The sequence below is a fragment of the Luteibacter sp. 329MFSha genome (assembly GCF_900111665.1).
Classification (GTDB): Bacteria; Pseudomonadota; Gammaproteobacteria; order Xanthomonadales; family Rhodanobacteraceae; genus Luteibacter.
Window position 1 is genome coordinate 211042 of the sequence record NZ_FOJE01000005.1, and the last position, 13922, is coordinate 224963.

The following is a 13922-nucleotide window of genomic DNA, read 5'->3' on the forward strand; positions in this document are numbered from 1 at the left end:
TCTAACGCGCCTCGACCGCGCGGTTCACCGCCTGCACGAAGGCGGCGCGATCGCGAGCCTGGGCATCGTCCGTGGCGACCGGCCACGCGGCGAGCTGCACGATCACCAGGTGGCGGCGCGGATCGACGTGAAGCAGCTGGCCGAAGATGCCGATGCCCTCGTAGCTGCCGTCGTCGTAGGTCCACCACTGGTAGCCGTAGCCTCGTCCCGGGCTGCCGATGGACGCCTGCGTGCGCGTGGCGGCATCGAGCCAGCCTGGCGCCAGCACCGGCTCGCCCGCGGCGACGCCGCCATCGAGCAGGAACTGGCCCAGCCGGGCGTAGTCGGCCAGCGTCGCCGACACGCCGGACCCGCCGGCCTCCGTGCCGTCCACGTCGTCCTTGAGCCAGATCGCATCCTCGGCCATGCCGTAGGGAATCCAGATCTTCTCGGCGAGGTACGCCGCGAGCGACTTTCCGGTCGCGCGCGTCACGAGGATGCCGATCAGGTCCGTCTCGCCGGTCTTGTAAACCCAGCGGGCGCCGGCGGGAAATTCGCGCGGCAGCTTCGACATGTACGACACGAGCAGCGGCACGCCGGTCTTGCGCTCACCCTCGTACATCATCGCCACGTCGGAGTGTGGATCGGCGTAATCCTCGTTCCAGCGCACACCCGAGGTCATGGAAAGAAGCTGGCGGACCGTGACGTCGCGATAGGCTCCGGCGACGAGTTCCGGGATGTAGCGCGTGACCGGATCGTCGAGGCTCCCGATCGCACCGTCGCGCAACGCCGCACCCACCAGCGTGGACGTGAACGACTTGGCCACCGAGAACGACGTCCAGCGGGTCGTCGCGTCCGCACCGAGGCCATAGCGCTCGAGGCGAACCTTGCCATCCTGTACCACCATGATGCCCGCGACGTGATGGTCGGCCATGTAGCCGTCCAGCGTCTGCCCATCGTCGAAACGCGGCGCCAGCGCGGCGCCTTTCGGCAGCGGATGGGCCTTGCCGTGGCGAACGACGTTGCTCGCGTACTGCGTCTCCATCGCGCGGAAGTTCGCCTCGCGCTGCGGCTGATTCCAGAACAGCACATCGGTGCGCCGCGCGTGCGGCGGCGCGCACGCGGCGAGCCACATCGCCACGAGCAACACGGCGAGCCGGCACAGGAGATGCTTCATGCGGTCACCCTCACGCGCTGGCGCAGCTCGAAGGCGCCGAACGCGACGGAGGCGAGCACCAGCGGCCCGAAACCGTAGATCGCGCGGTAGGCGAGCAGCGCCGCCAGCACCTCCGCGCGCTGCTCCTGCGGGAACGCCGCCAGCGTCAGCGCCTCGAACGCGCCGATGCCTCCCGGCGTGTTGCTGATGATGCCCGCGAGGATGGCGCCGACATAGATCGGCGCGAAGTCGAGGAAACTGCCGGCGATCCCGGCGGGAAGCAGCAGGTACATGACCGTGATGGCCGCGACCATCTCGACGATGCCGATCACGATCTGCGCGGCGGCCGAGCGCGCCGACGGCACCGGCGTGGAGAATTTCCAGACCTTCAGTTCGTCGTGCTTGCCGGCGAGCCAGCGCAGCAGCACGGCGAACAGGACGACCAGCACGACGCCGGGCCAGCGTCCCCAGCCGAGGGCGATCGACGGTTCCAGCATAAGCGCGATGCAGGTGACGCTCGCGAAGCCGAGCGCCACCGCGAAGCCGACGAGGCCGACGATGCGCGCGACGTTGGCCGCGCTGACGCCCTGCGTCGCGAGCATGCGATAGCGCAACGCCGTGCCCGTGATCGCGTGGAAGCCGAGCGCGTTGCAGATGGCGTGGGTGGTGAAACCGGAGAAGATCTTCATCCGCATCGAGACCCTGCCGGGAACCACGGTCTCGACCGCGAAGACGTCGTAGGCGGTCAGGCAGGTCCAGCTGACGAGGGTGGCACCGATCGCTCCGGCGACGTGCCAGCGCGGAATGCGGTCGATGGCCTCGCGCACGTCCGCCCAGGCCATGCGAGCGATGTAGCGGTGCAGCAGGAACACGGCGCCGCCGACGATCGCCGCCGTCAGCAGGTATTTCGCCACCCGAAGCACCGCCGCCTTCGCGTCCGCCTTGTCGTGCTTATCCGTCACCGCGCTATCCGAACTGGCGGAGCTATCCCCGCGAAAGACGCGATGATCCCACGGGAGGGGGGCGCCGGGGCTAGACTCGACCGGGGAAACTTCATTCGCGGTGACACGATGCTCCATTACGAGGGTTCGCTCTGGCTCACCGACGGCGCGCGTCGCTGGGGTGGCACCGACCGCATCGAGCTGCTGGCCCGGATCGGCGAGACCGGTTCGATCACCGCGGCCGCCAAGGCCGTGGGCATGAGCTACAAGGGCGCGTGGGACGCCGTGGAAGCCATGAACAACCTGGCCGGCGAGGCACTGGTGCTACGTGCCACCGGAGGCCGCGGCGGTGGCGGCGCCTCGCTCACGCCGAGGGCGCAGCGGCTCATCGCGTCGTTCCGCGGCATAGAAGCCGAACACCGTCGCTTCGTCGAACGCCTCGCGGCGCTCGGCGAAGACGCGACGGACGATCTCCACCTGCTGAGGCGATTCACGATGCGAACGAGTGCGAGGAACCAGCTGGCGGGCACGGTTAGCGATATCGCCGAAGGGGCGGTCAACGACACCGTGACCGTCGAACTCAACGGCGGCGCCACCGTGGTCGCCACGATCACGCGGGAGAGCACCGCCAGTCTCGGGCTCGCGCCCGGACGGCCGGTCGTCGCGCTCGTCAAGGCGAGCTGGGTGATTCTCGGCCTGCCCGACGAGCGCCTGCGCGTCTCGGCGTCGAACCGCCTGGAAGGCGTGGTGCGGCAGGTACTGCCCGGCGCGGTGAACAGCGAGGTCACCATCGACCTGGCCAGCGGCGGCAGCATGACGGCGATCGTGACCCGGGAGGCGGCCGCGTCGCTCGAACTGGCCGAAGGCTCGGCCGTGGCGGCGATCTTCGACGCGTCGGCGGTCATTCTCGGCGTCACCGACTGAAACCGCCTGTGGGAGCGGACCTGGCCGCGATGGCTTCTCGCGAGGAGCCACGGGACCTGTCGCGCCACGCGAAAAACTGTCGCGGCCAGGTCCGCTCCCACAAAGTCCGAGGGTCAGTCGTGGCCGACCCGGCCATCGCGGATCTCGATGGTGTGGCCGTCGAGGGCCTCGACGTCCGCCGGATCGTGGGTGATCACGAGCATGGGCAGGTCGAGGCGCGACTGCAGCGCCAGCAGCTCCGCACGCATGCGCCCGCGCAGCGCGGGATCGAGCGCCGCGAAGGGCTCGTCGAGCAGGAGCAGGCGCGGCGAGGAAACCAGGGCGCGCGCGAGGGCGACCCGCTGGCGCTGACCGCCCGAGATGCGCGCCGGATAGCTGGCGGCCACGCCGCCGAGTTCGAGGGCGTCGATCCAGTGCCGCACGCGCTCGTCCTTCGTGTGCCGCGACGCGTTGAGCCAGCCCCTGTGCAGGCCGAAAGCGACGTTCTGGGCGACAGTCAGGTGGGGAAACAGGGCGTAGTCCTGGAAAAGATAGGCCACGCCACGTTCGCGCGCGGGCAGGTCGATCCCGGCCGCGTGGTCGAACAACGCCCGCCCGTCGACGCGGACGTGCCCGGCGTCCGGCGTCAGCAGCCCCGCCATGGCGCGCAGCGTGAGGCTCTTGCCCGCGCCGGACGGGCCGAACAGGACGATGCGCCGCTGCGTCGAGGCGAAGGCGACGTCGAGCTCGAAGTGCCGGTCGTCGGCGCGCAGGAGCTTGCGGATGGCCACGTCCACGACGCTCATGGCCGCACCCGCCGCAGGTGTCCGGGCGCCAGCCAGCCCGCCAGCAGCAGCGCGGCGACGCAGGTGACCGATATCACGGCCACCATGACACCGGCCGTGCGGTCGTCGCCTGCCTGCACGGCCGCGTAGATGGCGACGGAGAGGGTCTGGGTGCGTCCCGGAAGGTTGCCGGCGATCATCAGCGTCGCGCCGAACTCGCCCAGCGCCCTGGCGAAGGCCAGCAGCGCGCCGGCGGTGATGCCTCGCGCGGCGAGCGGCAGGCAGACGCGGAAGAAGACCGAGGCCTCGCGCAGGCCGAGCACGCGCGCGGCGTCCTCCAGTTGCGGATCGACCGCCTCGAACGCCGCGCGCGCCGCCTTCTGCACGAGCGGGAACGCGACCAGCGTGGAGGCGGCCACGGCCCCCTGCCAGGTGAACACGAGTTCGATGCCGAGCCGGTCGAGCCACTCGCCGAACACGCCCCGGCGTCCGAACAGCACGAGCAGGTAATAGCCGAGCACCGTGGGCGGGAGCACCAGCGGCAGCGTCAGTACCGAATCGACCACCTCGCGCGCCGGCGAGCGCCAGCGCGCCAGTCCGAACGCCACCGCCACGCCGAGCACGAGGTTGATGGCCGTCGCCCAGAGCGCGACCTTGAGCGTCAGCGCGAGCGGCACCCAGATCGCGTCCACGGCGTTCAGGGCGCCTGGAAGCCGAACACCGCCAGGATCTTCCGGCCCTCCGCCGAGACCACGAAGTCCTCGAAGGCGGCGGCTTCCCGGGCATGCTTCGATCCCGCCACCACCGCGATGGGATAGGTGACCGGCGTCGGTGTCGCGACGTCGGCGACCACGTCGACGCGATCGCGCATGAGATGCGCATCCGTCGCGAAGACGAACCCGGCCTCGACTTCGCCGCGCGCGACATAGTCGAGCGCCTGCCTCACGTTCTGCGCGAGCACGCCCTTGGCCGAAACGGCCTCCCACAGGCCTTGCTGTTCGAGCGCGGCCTTCGTGTAGCGTCCCGCGGGCACCGACGCCGGGTCGCCATAGGCGACGCGCCTCACCACCGACGCGCGAAGGCCTTCCGGCGAAGCGACCTTCGCGGGATCGCCTTCGGGCACGATGAGCACGAGGCCGTTGCGGGCGAAATCGCGACGCGTGGACACGTCGATGGCTTTCGCGGCCGCGGCCTGGTCCATCGCGGCCTGGTCGGCGGACGCGAAGACGTCGGCCGGCGCGCCACTGGAAATCTGGCGCAACAGGACGTCCGACGCCGCGAAGTTGAGCACCACGTGGGTGCCCGGATGCTTCGCCTCGTACGCCTTGCCCACCGCCTGGAAGGCGTCGGTGAGGCTGGCGGCGGCGGACACGACGAGGTCAGCCGCCGCCGCGGAACCCGAGGCGGCGAGCAGGAGCAGCGCGACGAACGGGCGAAGCCGCATGGGTGCGATCCTTGGGACGTGACGACCGCAATATAGGAATCTACATAGCGGGCGGTCAATGCGCCCGACCGCGCGCTCCGCATTACCGGTCGATCCGGAAAGAATCGCCAAGCCTGTTAACGTGAGGGATGGCAGCGTGGCGCCTTACGAACAGGGAAGGGGCACATGAAACACGCGTTGGCGATCATCGGCGGACTGCTCGTGCTGGGCACGCTGGCCGTCCTGCTGTTCTTCTGGCTGGACCGGACGGAAACCACCACCGACGCGTACGTCACCGGACGCATCCATCCGGTGGCCCCGCGCGTGACGGGCACCGTCCAGGTACTGCGGGTGAACGACAACCAGCACGTGAAGGCGGGCGACGTCCTCCTGGAACTGGACACCCGCGACTTCGACGTGGCGGTCGAGCAGGCACGGGCGGAAATCGACCGGGCCAAGGGCCAGGTCGCCAGCGCGGAGGCCCAGATCGCCGAGGCGTCCGCCGCGATCGTGGCCGCCAACGCCTCGACGCGGAAGACGGCGCTCGACCTGCGCCGCGCCGACGAGCTCGTGCACGAGACGCCGCGCGGCATCTCCCAGCAGGAATTCGACGCGGCCCGCGCCGCCTCGGATTCCGCGGTCGCGAACCGGGCGAGCGCGGAGGCGCGGAAGGTCGCCGCCGTGGCGGCCCTCGAGTCGGCGCAGGCGCAGGTCGCCACCGCGGAGGCCGCCCTGCACGACGCCCTGCTCGCCTACGGGTACACGAAGGTCGTCGCGCCCGTCAGTGGCTACGTGGGACGCCGCAACGTCGAAGTCGGCGCGCGGGTGAACGCGGGACAGACGCTGCTCGCGATCGTCTCGGACGAGGTCTGGGTCGTCGCCAACTTCAAGGAGACGCAGCTGCATGGCATCCGCCGCGGGACCGAGGCGCACATGACGATCGACGCGATTCCCGACGTGCGCTTCCTCGGGCACGTCGACAGCTTCGCCCCGGCCTCCGGCTCGCAGTTCGCGCTGCTTCCGCCGGACAACGCGACCGGCAACTTCACGAAGGTGGTGCAGCGCGTCCCGGTGAAGATCCTCTTCTCGTCGGACGACCTGGGGCATTACCGGCCACGGCTCGTCCCCGGGCTGTCGACCATCGTCAAGATTCGCGAAGACGGCAAGGCGGAACCGTGAGCGCGAAGCACGTCATGCTCGCCGCGGGACTGGCCTGCCTGGCCGGCTGCGTGGTCGGTCCGGATTACCGGCGGCCCGACGCCCCCGCGCCGGCGGCATGGCACGACGCTCTCGCGGCGGGAGCACCGCTGCCGGACGCGTGGTGGACGCTTTTCGGCGACGAGGAGCTGTCCCGGCACGTGGAATCCACGCTCGCGGCGAACCAGGACCTGGCCGGAGCGCTCGCGCGTTATGATCAGAGCCGCGCGCTGCTGGGCGTGGCCCGCGCCGACGAATTCCCGAACGTGACGCTCGATCCCGCCTATGCCCGGGGACGCACGTCCGGCACGGTGGACAACCGCCTGCCCATGCTGGAGACGACGCTCTGGCGCGTGCCGGTCGACGCGGCCTATGAAGTCGACCTCTGGGGCCGCGTGCGCCGCAGCGTGGAAGCGGCGGGCGCCGAGGTCGAAGGCAATGCTGACACGATCGCCGCGCTGCGCCTGAGCCTCGCGGCGTCCACGGCGTCGACGTACCTGTCCCTGCGCAGCACCGATCGCGACATCGACGTGCTGGTGCGCACGGTGGGCTTGCGCGAGGACGCGCTGCAGCTCGCCGACCGGCGCGCGAAGGCGGGCGTCGTCGGCGATCTCGACGTGCTCCGCGCACGAGCGGACCTGACGCAGACGCGCGCGGATCTCGCGGACGCCCGCCGGAGCCGCGACAACCTCGAACACGCGCTCGCCGTGCTCGAGGCACGCAACGCCCCGGAGTTCTCAGTGCTCGCGCGGCCATGGACGCCCGTCGTGCCCGACGTTCCGGCCGACCTCCCCTCCGCGCTGCTCGAGCGCCGCCCGGACGTCGCGGCGGACGAACGCGCCCTGGCCGCCGCGAGCGCGCGCATCGGCGTGGCGAAGGCGGCCTTCTTTCCGCAGCTCAGCCTCACGGCGTCCGCCGGCGTCGCGAGCAACCGCCTCGGCGACATCACGCGCAGTGACAGCCAGGCGTGGTCGATCGGGCCCGCCGTGCGGCTGCCGATCTTCGAAGGCGGGCGCAACCGCGCGAACCTGCAGGGTGCCGAGGCCGCGTACCGCGGAGCCCTGGCGAAGTGGAAGCAGAGCGGCATCGTCGCGTTTCGCGAGGTGCAGGATTCCCTCGACGACACGCGCTGGCTGCGCGAGCGCGGCGAAGCCCTCGATGCGACCGTCGATGCGACCGTCGCGGCGGCGAAAGTGTCGCGATCGCGCTACGACCGCGGCCTGGCCGGCTACTTCGAGGTCGTCGACTCCGAGCGACAGGCCCTCGTGACGCAACGTGCCGCCATACAGAACGATCGGCAGCGCCTGCTAGCCGCGGTATCGCTGATCAAGGCGCTCGGCGGCGGCTGGCGCGAAGGCGACGCCGTGCCGAGGCAGCCGGTCGCCACCGCGAACGGCGGCCCATGAACGCGACGGCGGCCACCGTGGCCGCGCCCGCCCCCGCCCCGACCGCGCCCCTGCCCTGGCTGGGCATCGTTGCCGTGCTCGTCGGCGCCATCGCCACCACGCTCACCTCGCGCCTCACGTCCATCGGCCTCGCCGACCTGCGCGGCGCGGTGGGCGCGGGCTTCGACGAAGGCGCATGGATCCCGACGGCGTTCTCGGCCGCGCAGATGATGATCGGGCCGATCTCGATCTTCCTTGGCCGCGCGTTCTCGCCACGCCGCGTGCTGCTCGCGGGTTGCGTCACCTACGGGCTGGCGGAGTTCCTCATCCCCTTCTCGCCCGACCTGCGCACCATGCTCCTGCTCCAGGTGTTCGCGGGCCTCGGCTCCGGCACGTTCATCCCATTGACCGCGGCGTTCATCCTCACCTCGTTGCCCAAGCAGCTGTGGCCGTGGGGCCTGGGCGCCTACGTGATGAACATCATCCTGGGTCTCAACGTCGCGTCGACGCTGGAAGGCTGGTACGTCGAGCACGTCACCTGGGACTGGATCTTCTGGCAGAACGCCGTGCTCGCCATACCGCTGGTCGGCCTTTACTGGTTCGGCCTGCGCCGCATTCCGGTCGACCGCGACTTCCTGCGCGCCGGCGATTTTCGCGGCATGGTGATCGGCGCGACCGGCTTCACGCTGATCTTCATCGCGCTCGACCAGGGCGACCGGCTCGACTGGTTCTCGTCGTCGTTCATCGTCACGTTGTTCGCGCTCGGCGTCATCGCGGTTGGCCTGTTCCTGCTGCACGAGGCGACGCTGCCGGCGCCGAGCATCGACTTCTCGCTGCTCGTCCGCCGCAACGTGATGGTCTGCATCGTGCTGGTGGTGATCACGCGTTTCCTCGTGGTCTCGAGCAATACGCTCGTGGCCAACTTCCTCATCTCGGTGCGAGGACTTCGCCCCCTGGAGGTGGGCAGCGCGCTGCTCTGGGTCGCCCTGCCCCAGCTGATCATCGCGCCGACCGTCGCGTGGCTGCTCAATCGTGTGGACGCGCGCTTCGCGATCGGCACGGGTCTTACGATCGCGACCGCGGGTTTCCTGCTAGCCACCGGCCTGACGTCGGAATGGTCGGAGGAGAACTTCCGCATGGCGCTGCTGTTGCAGGCGGTCGGCGAGACGCTCGAACTCACGGCGGTGATCTATTTCTTCGCCCACCACGTCGGCCCGACGGACGGCATGACCTTCGGCGCCATCATCCAGACCTCGCGCCTCTTCGGCGGTGAACTCGGCACCTCGGTGCTGATCGTGTTCACGCGCAAGGCGGAACAATGGCACTCCAACCTCATCGGCCAGCACGTGGCCGCCGGCGATCCGGCCACGATGGAGCGTATCGCCGCCTATGCGCAGGTCGTGGGCGCGTCGACGCAGGGCACCGGCGATGCGCAGGCGCGCGGTACGGGGCTGCTCGCTGCCGCCGTGCGCGCCCAGGCGTACACGCTGTCGACCCTCGACGGCTTCCTGCTCGCCTCGTGCGTCGGACTGCTCGGCGTCTGCCTCGTGCTCGTGCTGCGCGAACCGCCGCCGATCGTCACCGCGCCCGCCGTGCCGCCACTGCCGTCGTCACGGACCTGACCGGCCCAGCGACACCGTGTCGCATGGGCTTCACGCGACGCCGTGCGATGATCCCCGGACCCTGATCCAGGGTTGAATCAAGGGGTATGCCCGTGCGCCGCAGCGCGGTCTCGAAGCGATGGCTGGGATGGATGGCGCTCGTCGCCGTCTGGCTCACCGCGCTCGTCCCGACCGTGTCGCGCACCGTCGAGTGGCTCGCGTTCCCGGATCTCGGCCCGTGGTGCGAATCGCGGACGACCGCCCACGGCGGCATGTCCCACGAAGGCATGGACCATGCCCCGATGGGTCACATGGCGACGCCGTCGTCCCACGGCGGTCACGAGGCCTGCGATCCGGATGCGGCCTGCGGCTACTGCACGCTGTTCGCGCAGCAGCCCGCGATGGCGGGCACGGTGTTCATCGGGCACCCGCTGCTCGCGATCCTGCACATGCCCGCCCCGCTCCCGGCCATTCGCGCCGGGCCGGCGATCCACACCATCCACGCACCACCCCGAGGTCCACCGTCCGCGGCGCACGCCTGATCTTCCGATCCCGTACGCCAACGATCATGGACCCCACCTCATGCCCCTGTGCCATTCCCATGGGCGCGCGCTGTCGCGCGCCATCGCCTGCGCGCTCGCGACGCTCTCGTTCGCCGCGCACGCGGACGACGAACCGCAACGCGCGACCACGTTGCGCGAAGTGCGTGTCTCCGCCGCGAGCCACGACAGCAGCGTCGATCCCGACATGCCCTCCGCCGTCGAGACGGTCAGCGCGGCGCAACTCGACCGCCTGAACGTCGTCAACGTCGAAGACGCCCTGAAGTACCTGCCCTCGTTCGGCATCCGCAAGCGCTTCATCGGCGACGAGAACGCCACGTTTTCCGTCCGCGGCACGAGCAACCAGCAGAGCGCGCGCGGCCTCGTCTACCTCGATGGCCTGCTGCTTTCCAACCTGTTGGGCAACAACTGGGCGAATCCGCCGCGCTGGTCGATGGCGTTCCCGGAGAACCTCGCGCGCGTCGACGTGATCTACGGCGCGTATTCCGCGTTGTATCCCGGCAACGCCATCGGCGCGACCGTGCTGCTGACGACGCGCATGCCCGATCGCCTCGAGGTGACCGGCGAGGTCCAGGCGTTCACGCAGCACGTGGACGACTACGGCGTCGACCGCGACTTCGGCGGCAGCCGCCAGAGCGCGACCATCGGCGACCGTTCGGGGCGCTTCGCGTTCCTCGTCGGCGTGTCGCACCTGCAATCCAACGGGCAGCCGCTGGTGTACGCCACCCAGAACCTGTCGACGCGGCCCGGCGGTGCGCGTCCGGTCGGCGGCGCGATCGCGGACACCGGCGCCAATGGCCTGCCGCGCCAGATCGTCGGCATCAACGCGGAAGGCCAGGAGGCGACGAGCCAGGACGAGGCGCACGTGCGCCTGACGTACGACTTCACGCCCGACGTGACCGGCGGCGTCACCGCGGGCTACTGGAACCAGGACATGTCGCACCGCACCGCGACGTTCCTGCGCGACGCCGACGGACGTCCCGTGTGGTCGGGACCGGTGAACATCGACGGACGCCAGTACACGCTGCCCGCGAACTACTTCGCGCCCAGCACGCGACAGAGCCGAAACTATCTCTACGGCGTCTCGCTCGGCACGCATCGCGACAGCGGCTGGAACGTCGAGGGCAACGCGTCCTACTTCGACATGGACCGTAACCGCGACCGCGTGGCTTCGGCCGTGACGTACGACGGCGCCGGCCTCCTCACCGCCGGCGACGGCAGCCGCTGGCGCACGTTCGACCTGCGTGCCAGCCATGCGCCCGACGGCATCGCGCCGAACACGCATACGCTGAGTTTCGGCTACCACTACGACGGCTACCGCCTCGACAACGCGAGCTACGCGCTGGACGCCTGGCGACGCGGCGACGCGGGCGCGCGCACGGCCTCCAACGGCGGCAGCACCCAGACGCAGGCCGTGTACGTGCAGGATGCCTGGCAGTTGCTGGACGCGTGGCGCCTGACCGTCGGCGCGCGCTATGAGCAATGGCGCGCCTTCGGCGGCATGCGCGCCACGGCGACGGCAAGCGTCGCCTATCCCGAGCGCAAGGAGTCGCACACCTCGCCCAAGGCCTCGCTGGCGTGGACCGTAAGCGACTCGCTGCTGCTGCGCCTTTCGGCGGCCCGCGCATATCGCTTCCCGACGGTGAACGAGCTGTTCCAGGGCACGTTCAACGGTATCGCGCTGATCAACAACGATCCGTCGCTGAAGCCCGAGAACGACCTGTCGCGCGAACTTTCCGCCGAGTGGTACCACGACAACGGCGTGGCACGCTTCACGGTGTACCGCAGCGACACACGCGATACGCTCTTCAGCCAGACCGACACGACCGTGTTCCCGAACGTCACCAACGTGCAGAACGTCGGCCTCGTGAGGACGCGCGGTGCGGAGGCGAGTTACGATGCGCGCGACGTCGTCTGGCCGGGCGTCGACCTCACCGCGAACGTCGCCTGGACGCAGGCCACCACCGTGACGAACCGGAAGAATCCGGCGTCGGAAGGCAAGCAGTTCTATCGCATCCCCCGGTGGCGGGCGAACCTCGTCGCCACCTGGCGCGCGACCGAACGGCTCGCGCTCACGCTCGCCGGCCGCTATTCGGGAAGGCAGTACAACACGCTCGACCACAGCGACATCCATCCCGACACGTTCGGCGGCGCCAGCGACTTCCTTACCTTCGACGCGAAGGTTACGTGGAAGGCCGGCGATCACGTCGACCTCGGCGTGGGCGTCGACAACCTGACGGATCGGCGTTACTACGTGTACTACCCCTACCCCTCGCGCACGTACCTCGTGGAGGCGAAGTTCCACCTCTGAGCGTCAGGCGGCTTCGTCGGCGAGGCTGAAGTAGGCCACTTCCCGCTTCAGCGTTTCGGCGCTCTCGCGCATCGCGCGGCTCGCGCCGGCGGCGCGACCGACGAGCTCCGCGTTCTCGCGCGCGACGCCGTCGATGCCCGCCACCGCTTCGTCGACACGCGCGATGCCGTCGCGCTGGCCGCGGGTGGCGTCCATCACGGAGGCCATCATCGTCGCCAGCGACGACACGCGCGTGCCGATGTGCGAAAGCACGTCGGCCGCGCGGTCGACGGAGGCGACGCCGGCCTGGACGGCTTCGTCGCTCTCCGAGATCAGCGTGCGGATGTCGCGTGCCGCGGCGGCGCAACGCCGCGCGAGCTCGCGCACTTCGTGCGCGACGACCGCGAAGCCACGGCCGTGCTCGCCGGCCCGCGCCGCCTCGACGGCGGCGTTGAGGGCGAGCAGGTTCGTCTGGAAGGCGACCTGGTCGACCAGGTCCAGAACCTCGGTCATGCGTTCGCTGTTGTGGCGGATGGCATGCATCGTGTCGATCGCGGCACCGGCGATGTCCCGACCCTGTTCCGTGAGTTCGCGCGCCTCGCCGACGGCGCCGTTGGCCTGCGTGGCCTGACCGAGGCCGGACGCGACGGCGGCGGCCATCTCGCGCATCGAGCGCGTGGTGTGGTCGACATGCGCGGCCTGGATGCGCGTGCGTTCGCTGAGCGCGTCGTTGCCGTGTTCGATCCCCGACGCGGCCTCCGCGACGAGCGCGGCACGATGACGGACGTGGGACACGACGCGCACGAGCTGCGCATCCATGTGCGAGAGCGAGGCAAGCAGGCGGCCCACCTCGTCGTCCCGGCCGACGTCGATGCGCTCGCCGAGGCGTCCCTGCGCGATGGCGGCGGCGACATCGGCGGCCTGACGCAGCCGGCGTCCCAGCGAGACGATGATCGCGACGTCGACCGTACCGGCGAGGACGAGGGCGACGCCGAGCAGCACCGACGACCAGACCGCGCCGCGACGGATCTCCGCGTGCTGCGCGTCCACCGCGGCCTTGCCGCCGTCGAGCGCGAGGGCGAACAGGTTGGAGAAGTCGCTCTTCAGGGGCACGACCGCCGCCTGCACGTCGTTCGACAGCTGCAACTGGGCGAGGTCGTATTGCTCCGCCCTGAGCAGCTCGAGCACCGCGTCCACCGCGTCGTCGGCGGCCTTGCGATGCGCGGCGGCGAGCTGGACGAGCTTCGCCTGGTCCCGGCCGAGGGCGCTGGCCTCGAGCGAGCGCCACTGGCGATCGATGCGCTTGCGGTCCGTGCCTATGGATGTCGCCGCATCGTCGAGCGCCGAGGGCAGCCGCGTCAGCGTCGCGTGGACCAGTGCGTCGAGCAGGTCGTTGTAATCGTTCTGGATGTGGCCGACGTCGGCGACCGGGGCGAGCGTGCCGCCAACGACGTCGTTGAGCCGGCGGTCGGCGGTGCGCAACTGCGCGCCACCCACGATCCACAGGGCGAGCAGAAGAAGGATCGTGCCAGCGAGCCGGAGCACCAGCCGGGTACGGAGCGTCAGGGTCGGAACGGAAAACCGGGGGAGGCGCATGGAAAGCTCGAGGGGAACGGGGAACCCTCGATGTCGGCGCCAAGCCCGCCGACTTTAGCGATTTTCGGCATATTTCGTTTTTATTTCAATAACTTGGCAGCGGGAA

Annotated in this window: 12 protein-coding genes; 6 read left to right on the forward strand and 6 right to left on the reverse strand. The window is 70.1% G+C overall.

What is annotated here, in order from left to right; translation table 11 throughout:
- Position 1: 1 nt before the first annotated feature.
- Together BMW54_RS17990 and BMW54_RS17995 are read right to left on the reverse strand one after the other, a co-directional pair.
- A complete protein-coding gene (locus tag BMW54_RS17990; protein WP_090058913.1) occupies positions 2–1156 on the reverse strand; it encodes a serine hydrolase domain-containing protein in 1155 nt (384 codons plus the stop codon).
- On the reverse strand, positions 1153–2097 hold the full coding sequence (locus BMW54_RS17995) for a lysylphosphatidylglycerol synthase transmembrane domain-containing protein (RefSeq protein ID WP_175472923.1): 945 nt from the start codon (positions 2095–2097) through the stop codon (positions 1153–1155). The genes BMW54_RS17990 and BMW54_RS17995 overlap by 4 nt, the downstream gene beginning before the upstream one ends.
- A gap of 108 nt (positions 2098–2205) precedes the next feature.
- On the opposite strand from BMW54_RS17995, the gene BMW54_RS18000 reads away from it, so the two are divergent.
- Positions 2206–3000 (forward strand): TOBE domain-containing protein, encoded by a 795-nt coding sequence (locus BMW54_RS18000; RefSeq protein ID WP_090058918.1) that lies wholly within the window; start codon positions 2206–2208, stop codon positions 2998–3000.
- 113 nt (positions 3001–3113) lie between these two features.
- On the opposite strand, the gene BMW54_RS18005 is transcribed toward BMW54_RS18000, so the two are convergent.
- The 3 genes from BMW54_RS18005 to modA are packed head-to-tail and all read right to left on the reverse strand — an operon-like array spanning position 3114 to position 5208.
- Positions 3114–3785, reverse strand: coding sequence for an ABC transporter ATP-binding protein (locus BMW54_RS18005; RefSeq protein ID WP_090058921.1), 672 nt, complete (start codon positions 3783–3785; stop codon positions 3114–3116).
- Complete coding sequence (gene modB, locus BMW54_RS18010; protein WP_090058923.1) at positions 3782–4456, reverse strand: molybdate ABC transporter permease subunit; 675 nt, start codon at positions 4454–4456, stop codon at positions 3782–3784. Before modB ends, BMW54_RS18005 begins: the two co-directional genes overlap by 4 nt.
- A 5-nt stretch (positions 4457–4461) precedes the next feature.
- A complete protein-coding gene (gene modA / locus BMW54_RS18015; RefSeq protein WP_090058926.1) occupies positions 4462–5208 on the reverse strand; it encodes a molybdate ABC transporter substrate-binding protein in 747 nt (248 codons plus the stop codon).
- Positions 5209–5373: 165 nt separating this feature from the next.
- On the opposite strand from modA, the gene BMW54_RS18020 reads away from it, so the two are divergent.
- The 5 genes from BMW54_RS18020 (at position 5374) to BMW54_RS18040 (ending at position 12241) form a co-directional block, all read left to right on the forward strand.
- Positions 5374–6366: an HlyD family secretion protein gene (locus tag BMW54_RS18020; RefSeq protein WP_090058929.1), complete on the forward strand. Its 993-nt coding sequence runs from the start codon at positions 5374–5376 to the stop codon at positions 6364–6366.
- Positions 6363–7790 carry an efflux transporter outer membrane subunit gene (locus tag BMW54_RS18025; protein ID WP_090058932.1) on the forward strand — a complete coding sequence of 476 codons (1428 nt, stop codon included), beginning with the start codon at positions 6363–6365 and terminating at the stop codon, positions 7788–7790. Before BMW54_RS18020 ends, BMW54_RS18025 begins: the two co-directional genes overlap by 4 nt.
- The gene (locus BMW54_RS18030; protein ID WP_090058935.1) at positions 7787–9391 is read left to right on the forward strand and encodes an MFS transporter; all 1605 of its coding nucleotides are present in this window, start codon (positions 7787–7789) and stop codon (positions 9389–9391) included. Before BMW54_RS18025 ends, BMW54_RS18030 begins: the two co-directional genes overlap by 4 nt.
- Positions 9392–9483: 92 nt before the next feature.
- Positions 9484–9912 (forward strand): DUF2946 family protein, encoded by a 429-nt coding sequence (locus BMW54_RS18035; RefSeq protein WP_175472924.1) that lies wholly within the window; start codon positions 9484–9486, stop codon positions 9910–9912.
- Positions 9913–9952: 40 nt separating this feature from the next.
- Positions 9953–12241, forward strand: coding sequence for a TonB-dependent receptor (locus BMW54_RS18040; protein ID WP_090058940.1), 2289 nt, complete (start codon positions 9953–9955; stop codon positions 12239–12241).
- 3 nt (positions 12242–12244) lie between these two features.
- On the opposite strand, the gene BMW54_RS18045 is transcribed toward BMW54_RS18040, so the two are convergent.
- Complete coding sequence (locus tag BMW54_RS18045; RefSeq protein ID WP_090058941.1) at positions 12245–13816, reverse strand: methyl-accepting chemotaxis protein; 1572 nt, start codon at positions 13814–13816, stop codon at positions 12245–12247.
- Positions 13817–13922 lie beyond the last annotated feature (106 nt).